At 68.0% G+C, this 15,867-nt stretch carries 16 protein-coding genes and 1 riboswitch; of the genes, 6 read left to right on the top strand and 10 right to left on the bottom strand.

The genetic code is table 11. The features are described 5' to 3' along the window. Window positions 1–13 precede the first annotated feature (13 nt). Window positions 14–1,312, top strand: a complete 1,299-nt coding sequence (locus ACFLIT_RS01435; RefSeq protein WP_479909396.1) for a hypothetical protein — start codon at window positions 14–16, stop codon at window positions 1,310–1,312. On the opposite strand, the gene ACFLIT_RS01430 is transcribed toward ACFLIT_RS01435, so the two are convergent. From ACFLIT_RS01430 to divK, 3 genes are read right to left on the bottom strand one after another with little or no spacing between them, the layout of a single operon-like run. Then, entirely contained in the window at window positions 1,309–1,632 is a 324-nt protein-coding gene (locus tag ACFLIT_RS01430; RefSeq protein WP_479909395.1) for a hypothetical protein, read from the bottom strand. The two genes, ACFLIT_RS01435 and ACFLIT_RS01430, sit on opposite strands and share 4 nt — an antisense overlap. Beyond that, a complete protein-coding gene (locus ACFLIT_RS01425; RefSeq protein ID WP_479909394.1) occupies window positions 1,629–2,993 on the bottom strand; it encodes a PleD family two-component system response regulator in 1,365 nt (454 codons plus the stop codon). The genes ACFLIT_RS01430 and ACFLIT_RS01425 overlap by 4 nt, the downstream gene beginning before the upstream one ends. A gap of 6 nt (window positions 2,994–2,999) precedes the next feature. After that, window positions 3,000–3,365 carry a cell-cycle response regulator DivK gene (gene divK, locus ACFLIT_RS01420; RefSeq protein WP_479909393.1) on the bottom strand — a complete coding sequence of 122 codons (366 nt, stop codon included), beginning with the start codon at window positions 3,363–3,365 and terminating at the stop codon, window positions 3,000–3,002. 129 nt (window positions 3,366–3,494) lie between these two features. On the opposite strand from divK, the gene ACFLIT_RS01415 reads away from it, so the two are divergent. Further along, window positions 3,495–4,400 (top strand): ROK family protein, encoded by a 906-nt coding sequence (locus tag ACFLIT_RS01415; protein ID WP_479909392.1) that lies wholly within the window; start codon window positions 3,495–3,497, stop codon window positions 4,398–4,400. Next, window positions 4,397–5,662, top strand: a complete 1,266-nt coding sequence (locus tag ACFLIT_RS01410; RefSeq protein WP_479909391.1) for a DNA polymerase IV — start codon at window positions 4,397–4,399, stop codon at window positions 5,660–5,662. Before ACFLIT_RS01415 ends, ACFLIT_RS01410 begins: the two co-directional genes overlap by 4 nt. On the opposite strand, the gene metE is transcribed toward ACFLIT_RS01410, so the two are convergent. After that, window positions 5,659–7,986, bottom strand: a complete 2,328-nt coding sequence (metE, locus tag ACFLIT_RS01405) for a 5-methyltetrahydropteroyltriglutamate--homocysteine S-methyltransferase (RefSeq protein ID WP_479909390.1) — start codon at window positions 7,984–7,986, stop codon at window positions 5,659–5,661. The two genes, ACFLIT_RS01410 and metE, sit on opposite strands and share 4 nt — an antisense overlap. Window positions 7,987–8,097: 111 nt before the next feature. Further along, window positions 8,098–8,327: riboswitch (cobalamin riboswitch) on the bottom strand. A gap of 209 nt (window positions 8,328–8,536) precedes the next feature. Between metE and clpS the strand changes: the two genes are divergently transcribed. Beyond that, complete coding sequence (clpS, locus tag ACFLIT_RS01400) at window positions 8,537–8,872, top strand: ATP-dependent Clp protease adapter ClpS (protein WP_479909389.1); 336 nt, start codon at window positions 8,537–8,539, stop codon at window positions 8,870–8,872. An 8-nt stretch (window positions 8,873–8,880) separates the two neighbouring features. Then, entirely contained in the window at window positions 8,881–11,199 is a 2,319-nt protein-coding gene (clpA, locus tag ACFLIT_RS01395; RefSeq protein WP_479909388.1) for an ATP-dependent Clp protease ATP-binding subunit ClpA, read from the top strand. A gap of 54 nt (window positions 11,200–11,253) precedes the next feature. On the opposite strand, the gene ACFLIT_RS01390 is transcribed toward clpA, so the two are convergent. Next, the gene (locus ACFLIT_RS01390) at window positions 11,254–11,685 is read right to left on the bottom strand and encodes an HIT family protein (RefSeq protein ID WP_479909387.1); all 432 of its coding nucleotides are present in this window, start codon (window positions 11,683–11,685) and stop codon (window positions 11,254–11,256) included. 35 nt (window positions 11,686–11,720) lie between these two features. Here ACFLIT_RS01390 and ACFLIT_RS01385 point away from each other — a divergent pair, with 35 nt between their 5' ends. Further along, window positions 11,721–12,305, top strand: a complete 585-nt coding sequence (locus tag ACFLIT_RS01385) for a DUF5655 domain-containing protein (RefSeq protein WP_479909386.1) — start codon at window positions 11,721–11,723, stop codon at window positions 12,303–12,305. Window positions 12,306–12,415: 110 nt separating this feature from the next. Here the strand turns inward: ACFLIT_RS01385 and ACFLIT_RS01380 are convergent, their stop codons facing one another. From ACFLIT_RS01380 to ACFLIT_RS01360, 5 genes are all read right to left on the bottom strand, one after another. After that, a complete protein-coding gene (locus ACFLIT_RS01380) occupies window positions 12,416–12,748 on the bottom strand; it encodes an RcnB family protein (protein ID WP_479909385.1) in 333 nt (110 codons plus the stop codon). A gap of 74 nt (window positions 12,749–12,822) precedes the next feature. Next, a complete protein-coding gene (locus ACFLIT_RS01375; protein WP_479909384.1) occupies window positions 12,823–13,983 on the bottom strand; it encodes a GNAT family N-acetyltransferase in 1,161 nt (386 codons plus the stop codon). A gap of 13 nt (window positions 13,984–13,996) precedes the next feature. After that, the gene (locus tag ACFLIT_RS01370) at window positions 13,997–14,773 is read right to left on the bottom strand and encodes a glycerophosphodiester phosphodiesterase (RefSeq protein ID WP_479909383.1); all 777 of its coding nucleotides are present in this window, start codon (window positions 14,771–14,773) and stop codon (window positions 13,997–13,999) included. After that, complete coding sequence (locus tag ACFLIT_RS01365) at window positions 14,773–15,234, bottom strand: RidA family protein (protein ID WP_479909382.1); 462 nt, start codon at window positions 15,232–15,234, stop codon at window positions 14,773–14,775. Before ACFLIT_RS01365 ends, ACFLIT_RS01370 begins: the two co-directional genes overlap by 1 nt. Window positions 15,235–15,393: 159 nt before the next feature. After that, window positions 15,394–15,831, bottom strand: a complete 438-nt coding sequence (locus ACFLIT_RS01360; protein WP_479909381.1) for a phasin family protein — start codon at window positions 15,829–15,831, stop codon at window positions 15,394–15,396. Between the last annotated feature and the right edge of the window lie 36 nt (window positions 15,832–15,867).

Here is a 15,867-nt window from a genome sequence, read left to right as displayed (position 1 = left end):
GCTGAATGGATTGATGGCGCGCTGGTTCGGGCGGCGCAGCGAGGCGATGTCGACAGCCGCCGCGCCCCCGCCCCGGCCCGATCGCATGATCCACGCCCTGGTCGGCTCGCATATCCGCCACGCCTTCGCGGCGTTCGAGCATCCTGGCGTCACCATTCACAAGCGCGTCGCACCTGTCGATGTAGACATCGACCTCATCATCCTGCCGATGGCCACCGCCAACGCTATCGCCCACAGCCGCGATTTGATCGCCGGCCTGCCGGAATGGCTGCGGGCGCGCATCGCGCACGGCAAGGTCGGGATCGTGCTCGACTCGTCGAACGAAGCGACACCGCACGACGCCCAGGTCGAGTCCGTTCGAAACGAGTTCCTCGCCGCCCTCGGCGCGTCGCCGCGCCAAGCCGTCTACCTCACCGCGGACCGCTCCTATGGGCGCGAATATCTTGCCGACTGCGCTCGCCGCGGCGTCGGCGATCCGATCCCCGTCGTGCTGCATGACTTCTGGATCTGGGAGTTCATGAATCAGTTCGAGACGGGCGGCGGCGACATGTTCGAAGCCCGGCTGGAGGCGTTCCGCGCGCGCGGGGCCAAGCGGCCCAAGCGCTTCATTTCGCTGAACTATACCCCGCGCCCGATCAAGGCGATGTTCCTGCTCAGCTTGATCCGTGACGGGCTGTGGGATGACGGCTTCATCTCGACCGGCGGCTTCGATCCGGCGGTCAAGACGGTCGGCAAGGGCTACAAGGAATTTCGGCGGCGCATGGCCGCCCTGCCCGGCTTCACCGACCTGTCGGAAGAGCTGATGCCCCACTTCCGGCCGCTGGTGGAGCACGGACGCGTACTGCTCGGACCGGAGGAAAATACCGGCACGGCGCCAATGACCGACTTCACCCTGCCGGAATACGGCCAGTCATGGTTCAGCGTCGTCACCGAGCCCTCGATGCCGGACCGGCCGTGCTGGAACACCGAAAAGCCCTTCAAGCCGCTGGTGAACTTCCACCCCTTCGTCACCTTCGGCAGCCCCGGCGCCCTGCCACTGCTGCGCGAGGCCGGCTTTGAAACCTTCGACGGCATGATCGACGAAGCCTACGACACGGTGGATGAGCCTCGGGCCCGCTTCGATCTGATCTACGACCAGGTAACGCGCCTGTGCCGCATGGACGAGACCGAACTCGCGCGGCTTTCAGCCGTGGTCGAGGAGCGTGTGATCCACAACGCCCGCTGGGGCCTGACCAAGTTTCCGAAACAGCAGCGCGACGAGGCGCACTGGACCCTGCTCAGCCAGATCCTGGCGGCGGTCGGCCGGCGCTAGAACAGCGGCGCCTTGGGCGCGCTGCAGTAGGCGCGCCAGGCGTCGTCGTAGTAGGGCCGCGTGTCCGGCCCCTCGATCCACAACACGTCGACGGTCTTGCCCAGGAAACCCTTCTCCACCCCTTCATCGGTGAAGCGGCCGCAGGTCCAGGGTCCGTTCGCCCAAACCTTGCCGAAGGTCGCGCCCGGAACCTTGGCGCTGACGCCGGCCATGATGGCGTGGGCGCGGGTGACTTCCGGCGATTCCTTGGGACCGCAGGCGAAGACGCCGGCCGCGAGGGTCAGCGCCGTGGCGACGGCGAAGCCCGTGGAGATCCTCAAGCCGCGGCCCGCACGACGACAGTGTTGCGGCCGGCCGCCTTGGCTTCGTAAACGCCCTCGTCCGCCCGTTTGAGCAGGGCCTCGGGCGTATCGCCCGGCACGGTGGCGGCGACGCCGATGGATATGGTCACGCTGAGCAGCTCCGTGCCGCCCGCCACCCGGAAGGGCGAGCCGGCCACGTGGTTGCGGATCCGTTCGGCGATGCGGTGCGCGTCCTCCAGGCGGGTGCCCGGCATGATCACCGTGAATTCCTCGCCGCCGTAGCGGCACGGCAGATCGATGGCGCGGACGTTCGAGGCCAGGCGCACGGCGAACTCCCGCAGCACCTCGTCGCCCACGTCGTGGCCGAAGCTGTCGTTGATCTTCTTGAAGTAGTCGATGTCGATCATCAGGGCCGCGACCGGGTCGCCCCCGTGCATGGCCCGCTTGACCAGGCTGTCGAGCTGGCCGGTCATGTAGCGCCGGTTGTGCAGGCCGGTGAGCTGGTCGGTGACCGCCAGCTCCAGCGAATGATCGAGGTTGTGGCGCAGGAAGTCGGTGTAGCGCTTGCGCTTGACCTGGGTCCGCGCGCGGGCCGCCAGTTCCTGCGGATCGACGGGGCGCACGATGATGTCGCTGACCCCGATCTCCAGCGCCTTGACCAGGCGGCGGCGGTCGTCGGCGTCGACGATGGCCAGGATCGGCAGATGCCGGGTGGCTTCATCGGAGCGCAGGGTCGCGGCGAGACGCAGGCCGTCGAAGGTCTTGGCCGCGGTGTTCAGCACCACGAGGTCGACCGGACCATGGGCGGTCAGCAGGGCTTTCTCGGGATCGGTCTCGACCACCGGACGATGCTCGACGGCCAGCTCGGCGCTGATCCGCTCGGCCTGGCGCTCGTGGTCGTCGACGACCAGAACGCGGCCGCCCGTGCCGCCCAGGCGCGAGGCCACGCCGGCGATCACGCCGATGCGGCGGCCCGAGGCCTCACGCTGGCGCAGTTCGTCGATCACCAGCTTCAGGCGCGTGAGGCTGGCCACGCGGGCGAACAGCATCACATCGTCGATCGGCTTGGTCAGGAAGTCGTCGGCCCCGGCTTCGAGGCCCTGCAGGCGGTCGCCGCGCCCATCGAGGGCGGTGACCAGCACCACGGGCACGTGGCGGGTGGCGGGATCGTCCTTCAGGCGGCGGCAGACCTGGAAGCCGTCCATGCCCGGCATCATCACGTCGAGCAGCACGATATCCGGCGGATTGGCCGCGGCCATGGCCAGGGCGGTGACGCCGTCCGACGCGCACTCGACCTCATAGTACTCGGCCGTCAGCTTGGCTTCGAGCAGCCGGACGTTCGCTTCGATATCGTCGACGACCAGGATGCGCGCCGTCATCGGCCCCTAACCCAACAGGCGTTTGATGGTGTCGAGGAAGTGCGACACCGAGATCGGCTTGGAGATATACGCCTCGCAGCCGCCTTCACGAATACGTTCCTCGTCGCCCTTCATGGCGAAGGCGGTGACGGCCACGACCGGAATGTGCGCCAGGTCGTCGTCTTCCTTCAGCCACTTGGTGACCTCCAGGCCGCTGATCTCCGGCAGTTGGATGTCCATGAGGATGAGGTCGGGATTGTGCTCGCGCGCGATGCTCAGCGCCTGCAGGCCCTCGCGAGTCTGCAGCGTCTCGTAGCCCTGGGCCTCGAGCAGGTCGTGGAAGAGCTTCATATTCAGCTCGTTATCCTCGACGATGAGGACCTTTTTCGTCATTCCGACCCCAAGAGACGCTTGGCGCGGCAAGACTTCCGAGTCGCGCCGCTTCCCGTCGCTGATGACACGGATATCCTTAAGCCGGCGTTAGTCGCACTTGGCCGTCCGGCCGTCCTGGAGAGGTTGCTCATGCGTATCGGCGTGGATTTCGGCGGCACGAAAATCGAGGCCGCGGCGCTGGATGCGGACGGCCGGATCGTCGCCCGCGTTCGTGAAAAGAATCCCGGACGGTACGACGCGGCCCTGGATGTCGTGAAAGACGTGATCCAACGCGTGGAAAGCGAAATCGGCCAGAGCGTTCCGCGCGTCGGCTTCGGCACGCCGGGCTCGATCTCGCCGGTCGACGGCCTGATGCGCAACGCCAACGCCACCTGGCTGAACGATCGCCCGTTCGCGCAGGATCTGGAGAAGACGCTGGGCCGCCCCGTGCGCCTGACCAACGACGCCAATTGCCTGGCTATCTCCGAGGCGGCGCCCGACGGCGCGGCGGCCGGCGCCCGCCTGGCCTTCGCGGTGATTCTCGGCACCGGCTGCGGCGGGGGCCTGGCGATCGAAGGGCGCGGCGTCGACGGCCACAACGGCGTCGCCGCCGAGTTCGGACATATTCCCCTGCCCTGGCCGACGCCGGCCGAGTATCCGGGTCCTCGCTGCTGGTGCGGCCGCGACAACTGCCTTGAGCTGTGGATCTCCGGCACCGGCCTGCAGAACGAGTACGAGCAGCTGAGCGGCGAGCGCCCGCCCGGCGACGTCATCGTCGGGCGCGCCCGCGACGGCGACGCCCAGGGCCGCCTCGCCCTCGATCACTACATCGGCCGCCTGGGCCGCGCCCTGGCCGTGGTCGTCAACCTGATGGACCCGGACGTCATCGTCTTGGGCGGCGGCATGTCGAACACCGACGAGATCTACGAGCGCGTGCGGCCGATCGTCCTCGAATACGCCTTCACCGACAGCTTCACGACGCCCATCCGCAAGGCGCTGCACGGCGACAGCTCCGGCGTGCGCGGCGCCGCCTGGCTCTGGCCCGACGACGAATGAAGGCGTTCTGCCGCGACTGCTTCTGGACCGCGGAGGTTGCGCAGCGACGCTGCCCCTCGTGCAACTCCATGCGCATCGTGGCGCACGCCGACCTGGATACGCTTTCCATCGCCCACCTCGACTGCGACGCCTTCTACGCCTCGGTTGAAAAGCGCGACCGCCCGGAACTTCGCGACCTGCCGGTGATCGTCGGCGGCGGCGTGCGCGGCGTGGTCTCGACCTGCTGCTACATCGCCCGCATGAGCGGGGTGCGCTCGGCCATGCCGATGTTCAAGGCCCTGAAGGCCTGCCCCGAGGCCGTGGTCATCAAGCCGGACTTCAGCAAGTACACCTTCGAGAGCAAGCGGATCATGGGGATGATGCGCGACCTCACGCCCCTGGTTCAGCCTCTCTCGCTCGACGAGGCCTGGATGGACCTTTCCGGCTCCGAGCGCCTGCACGGCGGCCCGCCGGCCCTGACCCTCGCGCGGCTGCAGAGCCGCATCGAGGCCGAGACTGGCCTCACCGTCTCCATCGGCCTCGCCCGCAACAAGTTCCTCGCCAAGGTCGCCTCCGAACTCGACAAGCCGAAGGGCTTTTCCGCGCTGGGTTCCGACGCCGTCGCCTACCTCTCGGCCAAGCCGGTCGGCATCTTGCCGGGCGTCGGGCCGGCGGCTGTGAAGTCGCTGGAAAAGGCCGGGCTGCGCACGGTGGGCGACATCGCCAACGCCGATCCGAAGACCCTCGTCGAGCGCCTGGGTTCCTACGGCCTGCGCCTGCACAACCTCGCCCACGGCCACGACAACCGCGCGGTCGATCCCGTCGGCGAGCGCAAGTCGGTCAGCGCCGAGAACACCTTCAACCACGACCTGACCAGCCTGGCCGATCTCGAGGACGAGCTCCTGCCCCTCTGCGAGAAGGTGGCCCGCCGCACGCGCGCCTCAGGCCTCACAGGCCGCGCCGTGGTGCTGAAACTGCGCCGCGCCGACTTTCAGATCGTCACCCGCCGCAAGACCCTGCCGATCCCGACCCAGACGGCGCAGACGCTTTATGAAGTGGGCCGCTCCCTCTTGAAGCCCGAGGTCGGCAAGGCGGCCTACCGCCTGATCGGCATCGGCCTTTCCGACCTGGCCGAGGCCGGCGCCGGCGGCGGAACCGACCTCTTCGCCGGGGACGAGCAGCGCGCACTGAAGACCGAGACCGCCGTCGACGCCCTGCGCGCCAAGTTCGGCACGGCCGCGGTGGTCCGCGGCCGCACCTTGAAACCCGGCTCAAACGGTTAGGTGACCGGAACGGCCTTCCGCGCCTGGCGCGCCGCCGCCACCATGTTGACGATCGCCGCCTCGGTCTCGGGCCATTTGCGGGTCTTGAGGCCGCAATCGGGGTTCACCCACAGCTGGCCGGGCGACAGGCGCTGCTGCGCGGCGCCGAGCAGCTCGGTCATCTCCTCGACGCTGGGCACCCGGGGCGAGTGGATGTCGTAGACCCCCGGCCCGATCTCGGCCGGATAGGCGTAGCCGACGAAGGCGTCGAGCAGCTCCATCTTCGACCGCGCGGTTTCGATGGAGATGACGTCGGCGTCCATCGCCCCGATGGCGGCGATGATGTCGTTGAATTCCGAGTAGCACATGTGGGTGTGGATCTGGGTGTGATCGGCCACGCCCGAGGCCGTGATGCGGAAGCACTCTACCGCCCAGTCGAGATAGGCTTGCCAGTCGCCGCGCCGCAGCGGCAGGCCCTCGCGCAACGCCGCCTCGTCGATCTGGATCACTTTGGCGCCGGCCGCCTCCAGGTCGACCACCTCGTCGCGGATCGCCAGGGCGATCTGCCGGCAGGCCAGCTCCCGAGCGACGTCGTCACGCACGAACGACCAGTTGAGGATGGTCACCGGCCCCGTCAGCATGCCCTTCATCGGCTTGTCGGTGAGACCTTGGGCGTATCGCCACCACGCGACGGTCATCGCCTTCGGCCGCGAGACGTCGCCGTAGAGGATCGGCGGCCGCACGCAGCGCGAACCGTAAGACTGCACCCAGCCGTGCTTGGTGAAGGCGAAACCGGAAAGCTGCTCGCCGAAGTACTGCACCATGTCGTTGCGCTCGAACTCGCCGTGGACCAGCACGTCGAGCCCCACCTCCTCCTGCCAGCGCACGGCGCGGGCGGTCTCGGCCCGCAGGAAGCCTTCGTAGACCTCGGCGTCGATCTCGCCCTTGCCATGGGCCGCACGCGCCTTGCGCACCGCCTCGGTCTGCGGAAACGAGCCGATCGTCGTGGTCGGCAGGGCCGGCAGCTCCAGCCGCGCGATCTGCAGCGCCTGGCGGCGGCCGAACGCCGAAGCGCGGCGGCTCATCGCCGGCGTGACGGCGGCCAGGCGGGCGGCGACGGCGGCGTCATGGATTTTCGGCGAACGGCGGCGCGAGTCGTTGGCCGCGCGCGCCGCGGCCAGTTCGTCGGCGACGGCGTCACGGCCTTCGTTCAGCGCCTTGGCGAGGACGGTCAGTTCCTCGACCTTCTGCACCGCGAACGCCAACCAGGACCGCACCTCGGCGTCGAGACCCGGCTCCTGCGCCAAGTCGATGGGGGTGTGAAGCAAGGAGCACGACGGGGCGAGGATGATCTCGCGGTCCTCGGCCAGCAGCGGCTCCAGGCGCGCCAGCAGGGCGTCGAGGTCGGCGCGCCAGACGTTGCGCCCGTCGACCACGCCCAGCGACAGCACCTTGCCCGCCGGCGCCTTGGCCAGCACCGGGACCAGCTGCTCCGGCGCCCTCGCCAGATCGATGTGCAGGCCCGCCGTCGGCAAGGCCAGTGCGGCTTCCAGATTGTCGCCCAGCGCTCCGAAATAGGTGGTCAGCATCAGCTTCACGCCCGGCGCGGTGCGGGCCAGGGTCTCATAGGCCTGAGCCAGGGCGCGGCGGTCGCGGGCGTCGAGATCCAGCACCAGGCAAGGCTCGTCGATTTGAACCCAATCGGCGCCGGCGGCGGCCAGGCGGTTCAGAAGCTCGGCATAGACCGGCAGCAGGCCGGCCAGCAGATCGCGCGCGTCCGACCCGTCGGCCGTCTTGCCGAGCTTGAGGAACGTCACCGGCCCGACCAGCACCGGCCGAGTGTGGAGACCCAGCGCCTTGGCCTCAAGGAACTCGTCGACCGGCTTGGTCGACGCGAATCTGAACCCCTGCCCCGCCCCGAACTCCGGCGCCAGGTAGTGGTAGTTGGTGTCGAACCACTTGGTCATCTCGAGGGCGGTGACGTCGTGGCCGTGATGGGCATGGCCGCAGGCGGCGTGCGACTCGCCGTCGCCCTGACGGCCGCGCGCCATGGCGAAATAGGTGTCGAGGTCCACCGTCTCGCCGGCCCAGCCATAGGCCGCCGGCACGGCGCCGACCATGGCGGCGGTGTCGAGCACCTGATCGTACAGCGAGAAATCGTTGCTGGGCACGATGTCGGCGCCCAGGTCGCGCTGGCGCGTCCAGGCCTGGGCCCGTAGCTCGGCCGCCGTGGCCAGCAGCGCGGCGCGGTCGGTCTTGCCCGACCAATAGCTTTCCAGGGCGGTCTTCAGCTCGCGCCGCGAACCGATGCGGGGGAAGCCGAGCGTGGCGACGGTGACGGTCATTTCTAGCCTCTGCCATTTGCGTTGTGGCGAGGCAGGCAGGCGCGAGCGCGGCGCGCACCGAACGGGATGAGCGGCGGGCGTGGCTTGCGACCAGCCCGGACACCCCGCCGGAGGACGTTATCTGTCGGGGCAGGTCTCCTGGCTCACGGGTCGCAGCTTCGGTCCGGTCTTCCCGACGCCGCCCCTCGCAGGGCCAGGCGCCAGTGACGCGGAATGGACCTCGGCTCGCCGCTCACAGTTGCGGGGGCAGCTTCGGCTTCACGCCCGCGGGAGCGCTCACCGAATTCCCTCTTAGCCCCACGCCGCGAACGACGCGGGGAACCTCGACGCCGCCATAATCGCGCCAAGGCCCCGCGCCTGTCAACGATGATATAAAGATATCTTTATATCGTTATGTCCGCATCGCATTGGATCGCCATCAGGGCGTCACATGTGCACAGCCAAATGCGCCAAAGCGGCGCGGCGCGTCGACGCCCCCTTCCCAACGCCGCAATGCGGCATATCTAATTGCAGTCAGCGGGGCGTATCCTCCGCGCGGAGCGAGTGAGCCATGGCGGAGCGTAAGGGGATCGGAGAAGGGATCGGCAACGGCGCCGGATCGGCGATCGCGACCCAGACCAAGCCCAAGACGCAGAAGCCGTCACTCTACCGCGTGCTGATTCTCAATGACGACTACACGCCGATGGAATTCGTCGTGTACGTCCTTGAGCGCTTTTTCAACAAGTCCCGGGAGGATGCGACCCGGATCATGCTGCACGTGCACCAGAACGGTGTCGGAGTGTGTGGCGTCTTCACCTACGAAGTGGCCGAGACCAAGGTCGCACAGGTGATCGACAGCGCCCGCCGCCACCAGCATCCGCTGCAATGCACCATGGAAAAGGAGTAGAGGTCCCCGTGCCCAGTTTCTCCCGGAACCTAGAAGAATCCCTGCACCGCGCCGTGGCCTTGGCCAAGCAGCGTAAGCACGAATACGCCACGCTGGAGCACCTGCTGCTCTCGCTCGCCGACGACGAGGACGCCGCCGGCGTCATGCGCGCCTGCGACGTGGACCTGACCGCGCTGAAGGCCAGCCTCGTGCAGTACCTCGACACCGAGCTGAAGAGCCTGGTGGTCGAGGACGCCGACGACGCCAAGCCGACCGCCGGCTTCCAGCGCGTGATCCAGCGCGCGGTGATTCACGTCCAATCCTCGGGCCGCGAAGAGGTCTCGGGCGCCAACGTGCTGGTCGCCATCTTCTCGGAGCGCGAAAGCCATGCCGCCTACTTCCTGCAGGAGCAGGACATGACGCGGTACGACGCGGTGAACTTCATCGCCCACGGCATCGCCAAGAAGGCCGGCGCCTCCGAGCCCAAGGTGGTCAAGGGCGCCTCCGTCGAGGAGGACGACAAGCCCGCGGCCAAGGCCGGCGCCGAGGCGCTGGAGGCCTATTGCGTCAACCTCAACGACAAGGCCCGCCAGGGTAAGGTCGATCCGCTGATCGGCCGCGCCATGGAGGTCGAGCGCGCGATCCAGATTCTCTGCCGCCGGACCAAGAACAACCCGCTGCTGGTGGGCGACCCCGGCGTCGGCAAGACCGCCATCGCCGAGGGCCTGGCCCGCAAGATCGTCACCCACCAGGTGCCGGAAGTGCTGGCCGAGGCCACCATCTTCTCGCTCGACATGGGCGCGCTGCTGGCCGGCACCCGCTATCGCGGCGACTTCGAGGAGCGCATCAAGCAGGTGGTGAAGGAGCTGGAGCAGCACCCCAACGCCATCCTGTTCATCGACGAGATCCACACGGTGATCGGCGCCGGCGCGACCAGCGGCGGGGCGATGGACGCGTCCAACCTGCTGAAGCCGGCCCTGGCCAGCGGCACGCTGCGCTGCATGGGCTCGACCACTTACAAGGAATTCCGCCAGCACTTCGAGAAGGACCGCGCCCTGGTGCGCCGGTTCCAGAAGATCGACGTCAATGAGCCGACGGTCGAGGACACGCTGAAAATCCTCAAGGGACTCAAGGTCTACTACGAGGAATTCCACAAGCTGAAGTACACCAACGAGGCGCTGAAGACGGCGGTGGACCTCTCGGCCAAGTACATCACCGACCGCAAGCTGCCCGACAAGGCGATCGACGTGATCGACGAGGCGGGCGCCAGCCAGATGCTGCTGCCGGAAGCTCGTCGGAAGAAGACCATCGGCGTGAAGGAGATCGAGGCCGTCGTCGCCAAGATCGCCCGCATCCCGCCGAAATCGGTCAGCAAGACCGACACCGAGGCCCTGAAGTCGCTGGAAGCCGACCTGCAACGGGCGGTGTTCGGTCAGGACGAGGCGATCAAGCAGCTTTCCAGCGCCATGAAGATGGCGCGGGCGGGCCTGCGCGATCCGAACAAGCCGATCGGCAGCTACCTGTTCAGCGGCCCGACCGGCGTCGGCAAGACCGAGGCGGCGCGCCAGCTGGCCTCCACGCTCGGCATCGAGCTGCTGCGCTTCGACATGTCGGAATACATGGAGCGCCACACGGTCAGCCGCCTGATCGGGGCCCCTCCGGGCTATGTCGGCTACGACCAGGGCGGCCAGTTGACCGACGCGGTCGACCAGCATCCGCACGCCGTCGTCCTGCTCGACGAGATCGAGAAGGCGCACCAGGACGTCTACAACATCCTGCTGCAGGTGATGGACAACGGGGCCCTGACCGACTCGAACGGCAAGAAGGTCGACTTCCGCAACGTGGTCCTGATCATGACCACCAACGCGGGGGCCGCCGACAGCCAGCGTCAGACCATCGGTTTCGGCCGCGGCCAGGCGAACCACGAGAGCGAGGAGGCCATCAAGCGCATCTTCACCCCCGAGTTCCGCAACCGCCTCGACGCGGTGGTGGCCTTCAAGCCGCTGACGCAGGACATCATCCGCCTGGTGGTGCAGAAGTTCGTCATGCAGCTGGAAGCCCAGTTGGCCGACCGCAACGTCACCATCGAGACGACCGACGACGCCGCCGACTGGCTGGCCAAGAACGGCTTCGACGAACTCTACGGCGCGCGCCCCCTCGCCCGCGTCATCCAGGAGGAGATCAAGAAGCCGCTGGCGGACGACATCCTGTTCGGCAAGCTGGCCAAGGGCGGCCACGTCCGCGTGGTGCTCAAGGACGGCAAGCTGGCTTTCGAGTTCGAGATCGACGGCGCCCCGCCGCACGAACCGGGCGCCCCGGTCATCGAAGAGCCGGCGCTGGCGGAGTAAAACCCGCCCTTCTGTGAAATGCGAAAGCCCTCCCCACCGGGAGGGCTTTTTGCGTTAGAGGGCCGCGCTGATCTGCGCGGCGATGGCCTTCAGTTCTTCGATGTCAGCTATCTTGTCGGCGTGACGGCCGGCCGGCTGCCCCGTCCAACGCGGGATCACGTGGAAATGCAGGTGGTAGACGGTCTGGCCGGCGGCCTCGCCGTTGAACTGGGTGACCACGACGCCGTCGGGCTTCAACGCCGCCGTCACCGCCCGCGACGCCTTCTGCACCGCCCCGATCAGCCGGCCCAGCGGCTTGGGTTCGGCCTCCAGGATGTTGCGCGCCCTCGAGGTCTTGGAGATCAGCAGCATGTGGCCGCGGCTCTGCGGGAACACATCCATGAAGCAGAGGACCTCGTCGTCCTCGAACACCTTCACGGCCGGCATCTCGCCGCGCAGGATCTTGGCGAAGACATTGGCTTCGTCGTAGGCGCCGGTCAGGCTCATGCTAGGCTCCATTTCAAACGAGGTGAGGTTTAGCCGTGGCGGAGAAGACTGGCGAGTTCCTCACCGAGCAGCAGAAGAAGTGGTTCGCCTCGGTGCGGGCGGGCCTGGTGCGCGACACCGGCAAGAGCCTCGAGGAATGGGCCGTTATCGCCCGCGCCTGCCCCGAGACCACCACCCGCAGACAGATCGACTGGCTGCGCGATAACCACGGCCTCGGCGTCAATCGCGGCGCCGTCGTGCTCAACGCCGCCTTCCCCGACCGCATGAACTGGTACGAGGCCGACAGCCTGAGTGACGCACTGTGGAAGGACGCCGGCAGCCGCGCGATCTTCGAAGCGGTCGAAGCGAAGGTCGCCGACTTCGACGGTCTGGTCACCGGTCAGCGCAAGACGTTCAGCGCATGGTCGCGCAAGGCGCAGTTCGCGGCCGTGAAGCCCGCCAGGGGCGGCGGCGCCGTCCTCGGCCTCGCCGTGCCGCCAAGCGCCGATCCCCGCCTCGAACCGGCGACCGGCAAGGACGGCTGGTCGGACCGGCTGAAGAGCCGGCTGCCGCTGAGCCGCGCGGACGACGTGGATGAGCGGGTTGGCGAGTTGCTGACGCAGGCGTTCGCGGCACCCTAGAGCGCGCGAGGGTTAAGTGTGCGCGGTTAACCCGCCCGAGCGCGCTCTAAACATTAGAAAGTAGAGCCTTTTTCAACGGGCCAGATGAGTCCATCCGGCCCTAAAAGGTTCTAGCGCGCCAGGGCTGAGACCAAATCCATGATCACGCCGGTATCCGTGCGCGTCAGGTAGTAGGCGTCGCCCACGCGCACCCAGCGCGAACCGTAGGGCGCCGGGGGCAGCATGAAGGCCCGGGGGTTGGTCACGTAGTAGCGGCTCTCGGTGTAATAGCTGCGCGGCAGACGCTCACCGCGCGCCCACATCTTCTTCGCCTGCCCAGGGGGCATGCCGTAGGGCTTCTTGGCAAGGCCGGGCGGCGGTTTGCCGTGGCCGGGTTGGGCGGCGGCGAGGCCGGGAGCGGTCAGCAAGGCGCAGCCGGCTGCGATCAAAATAAGGCGCTTCATCGCGGTCTCCTCGGTCCAGATCACTGCAAGAAAAACCAGCCGCCGACGGCGAAGGTTCCGCCCTTCAATTCCCGCTAATCGGCCCGCCGAAACGGCGAATATTCCTCCGTCACCGCCTCGATCTCCTCGGCCACGGCCGGCATCTCCTGTTCGAGATAGCGGCGCACCGGCTCGCGCAGGGCCGGGTCGGCGATCCAATGGGCGGAGTAGACCGGGGTCGGCAGGTAGCCGCGGGTGATCTTGTGCTGCCCCTGGGCGCCGGCCTCCACGCGCGGCAGGCCGAGGCGGATCGCATGCTCGATGGCCTGGTAGTAGCAGAGCTCGAAGTGCAGGAACGGCACGTGCTCGATGGCGCCCCAGTGGCGACCGTAGAGGCAGTCCGGCCCGATCAGGTTCAGCGCCCCGGCGATCCAGCGCCCTCCCCGGCGCGCCAGCAGCAGCAGCACCTTGTCGGCCATCCGCGCGTTCAGGGCCGAGAAGAAGGCGCGGTTCAGATAGGGCCGGCCCCACTTGCGGTCGCCGGTGTCCATGTAGAAGTCGAAGAACGCATCCCAATGCGCCTCGGTCAGCTCTTCGCCGGTCAGGGCGACGATCTCGATCCCCTCCTGGGCGTCGCGCCGCTCGCGCCGGATGCTCTTGCGGTGGCTGGACGACAGGGCGGCCAGGAAGTCGTCGAAGCTCGCGTAGCCGGCGTTATGCCAATGGTACTGCTGGTCCTGCCGCAGCAAGAGGCCCGCCTCCCCCAGCCAGTCCCAGTCGGTCTTGGTCGGAAAGGTGATATGCACCGACGAGGCGCCGCGCTGTTCGCAGAGGCCCAGCGCCCCGCCCACGAGCGCCCGCCGCGCCGCCCCGGCGTCGACGTCCGGACGCACCAGCAGACGCGGCCCCGTCACCGGCGAGAACGGCGAGGCGCTGAGCAGCTTCGGATAGTAGCGGCCGCCGGCCCGCTCATAGGCCTGAGCCCAGGCGTGGTCGAAGACGTACTCGCCCTGGCTATGCCCCTTGGCGTAGAGCGGCATCACCGCGGCGACGCGGCCGGTCTCGTCGGCGACGGAAAGATGCTGCGGCCCCCAGCCGGCCTGCGGCGCGACGCAGCCGGTTTCCTCAAGCGCATCGAGGAAGTCGAACGAGACGAATGGATTGCCGCCAGCCTCCATTGGCGCGCAGGCGTCCCACGCCTCGCGGCCGATCTCGGAAATGCGACGATGGACGCGGACTTCGTTCGCCAGGGTCACTGACCACCAAAACTCACTGAGGGGTGAAGCCCTCGAAGATAAGGTTGTCGCAGTGGGCTTTCACCCGGTCCCAGTCGGCCGGACTGCGGGCGGTCCAGCAGATCACCGGCATGCCCTTGGCGCGCAGCAGGTCGGCCTGGGCGCTGGGCAGCATGTCGAGGCCGAGGGCCAGGAAGTCGGGCCGGGCCAGGTCGACGTGCTCCAGGGCCGCGTAGGCGCGGCGCTGTTCAGGGGCCATCTTCTGAGCGCCGGCGTCGCGATGGGCGTAGCTGTCCAGCCCGCGCAGGATCTGCGGATGATGGTCGGCGAACCAGGCATGCGAATAGGGATTGAAGCCGATCACCGCCGTCGGGCCGTTGTGATCGAGCAGCACCTCGCTGACCCGCTTCTCGAGCTCCCCCACCTCGCCGGCCGGGGTCTTCACCTCGATCAGCACCATGGCGCGGTGGCCGACCAGGGTCAGCACGTCCGCCAGGGTCGGGATGGTCTCGTCCGTGCCGCCCAGGCGCATGGCGCTCAGCTCGGCGGCGGAATGGTCCCTCACCCGCCCCTCGACGCCGCACATGCGGTCGAGCGTGGCGTCGTGAAACACCATCGCCTCGCCGTCCGACGAGAGCTGCACGTCCAGCTCGATGCCGTAGCCCGCCGCGCAGGCGGCCTGGAAGGCGGCGGCTGAATTCTCCGGCGCTCCGTCGAAGGACCACAGGCCCCGGTGGGCGATGGCCGGCTCGAACAGCCGCTCCCACGCCTCGCCAAACACCTCCGTCCCGGGGCGGGTGCGCGCTCGCATCAGCGGATCTCCACCACGGCGTCGACTTCGACGGCGAAGTTGCGGGGCAGCTTGTAGACGCCCACCGCCGAGCGCGCGTGCCGGCCGGCGTCGCCGAACACCGCCACCATCAGGTCGGAGCAACCGTTCACCACCTGCGGGATGTCGAAGAAATCCGGCCCGGCCTGGACGAAGCCGCCGAGCTTCACCACCCGGACGACACGCTCCAAGTCGCCCTCGCAGGCGGCCTTCATCTGGGCGATGAGATTGATCCCGCACAGCTTGGCGGCGGCCTGCGCCTTGGTGAGGTCAACATCGACGCCCACCGTGCCGGTGACGCCGCCCGAGGCGTCCAGCGAAACCTGACCCGAGATATGCACCAACTGGCCCGACCGGACGAACGGCACATAGTTGGCGATGGGGGCCACCGGCTCCGGCAGGACGATCCCCTGCTCCGCCAGACGCTGTTCGACGCTCGACATATGGCCTCCCAAGAACACGGTCGATCCATGCTTAGCGCGGGTCGGACGGCGGCGGAAGGCGGGCGGCGAAAACGAAAAAGCCCGGACCGTTTCCGGTCCGGGCCTTCGGTACGCGTTACGCTACTGGCTACGCTACGCTTACTAAACTCGCGGCGACGCTTAGCGCGCGGCTTGAACCTGTTCGACCGTGGCGGTCATGCGCTCGTTGAGCGGCTTCAGGCTGTCCTTCACCGAGGCGGCGACGGTGGCCGACATGGCGTTGACGCCGGCCAGGTAGGCTTCCAGGGCGCTCTTGGCGTAGGCGGTCTGCAGTTCGACGGCTTCCTGCACGCTCTTGGCGCCGGCCAGGGCCTTGGTGGCCGAGACTTGGTCTTCGAACGACTTCTTCGAGTACGACAGCGCCTGGGCGCCGAGCGCTTCGACACCCTTGGCCGCGGCGGTGGCCGAGGCGACGAGGGCTTCGAGGTTCTTCTTCGAATAGGCGTTGGCTTCGTTCAGGGCGGCGAGCGACTTTTCGACGCCTTCCTTGAACGCGGTGGCGCCGGCGGCGGTGAACTGCTCGGCGGAGAACTTGGCGGTTTCAGCGGTGGTGGCCATGATCACAACTCCAGTAAGACGACGGACGGGCGGTTC

It is taken from the genome of Caulobacter sp. HJHS_5, from assembly GCF_056683955.1.
The sequence above is the reverse complement of the archived record's forward strand: the minus strand, read 5'-3'. Positions and strand labels throughout refer to the sequence as shown.

What these genes read in the sequence shown, in the direction of transcription:
- ACFLIT_RS01435 (WP_479909396.1), top strand. Translation starts at nt 14, where the DNA reads ATGGCGCGCTGGTTCGGGCGGCGCAGCGAGGCGATGTCGACAGCCGCC.
- ACFLIT_RS01425 (WP_479909394.1), bottom strand. Translation starts at nt 2,993, where the DNA reads ATGACGGCGCGCATCCTGGTCGTCGACGATATCGAAGCGAACGTCCGG.
- divK (WP_479909393.1), bottom strand. Translation starts at nt 3,365, where the DNA reads ATGACGAAAAAGGTCCTCATCGTCGAGGATAACGAGCTGAATATGAAG.
- ACFLIT_RS01415 (WP_479909392.1), top strand. Translation starts at nt 3,495, where the DNA reads ATGCGTATCGGCGTGGATTTCGGCGGCACGAAAATCGAGGCCGCGGCG.
- ACFLIT_RS01410 (WP_479909391.1), top strand. Translation starts at nt 4,397, where the DNA reads ATGAAGGCGTTCTGCCGCGACTGCTTCTGGACCGCGGAGGTTGCGCAG.
- metE (WP_479909390.1), bottom strand. Translation starts at nt 7,986, where the DNA reads ATGACCGTCACCGTCGCCACGCTCGGCTTCCCCCGCATCGGTTCGCGG.
- clpS (WP_479909389.1), top strand. Translation starts at nt 8,537, where the DNA reads ATGGCGGAGCGTAAGGGGATCGGAGAAGGGATCGGCAACGGCGCCGGA.
- ACFLIT_RS01390 (WP_479909387.1), bottom strand. Translation starts at nt 11,685, where the DNA reads ATGAGCCTGACCGGCGCCTACGACGAAGCCAATGTCTTCGCCAAGATC.
- ACFLIT_RS01380 (WP_479909385.1), bottom strand. Translation starts at nt 12,748, where the DNA reads ATGAAGCGCCTTATTTTGATCGCAGCCGGCTGCGCCTTGCTGACCGCT.
- ACFLIT_RS01370 (WP_479909383.1), bottom strand. Translation starts at nt 14,773, where the DNA reads ATGCGAGCGCGCACCCGCCCCGGGACGGAGGTGTTTGGCGAGGCGTGG.
- ACFLIT_RS01365 (WP_479909382.1), bottom strand. Translation starts at nt 15,234, where the DNA reads ATGTCGAGCGTCGAACAGCGTCTGGCGGAGCAGGGGATCGTCCTGCCG.
- ACFLIT_RS01360 (WP_479909381.1), bottom strand. Translation starts at nt 15,831, where the DNA reads ATGGCCACCACCGCTGAAACCGCCAAGTTCTCCGCCGAGCAGTTCACC.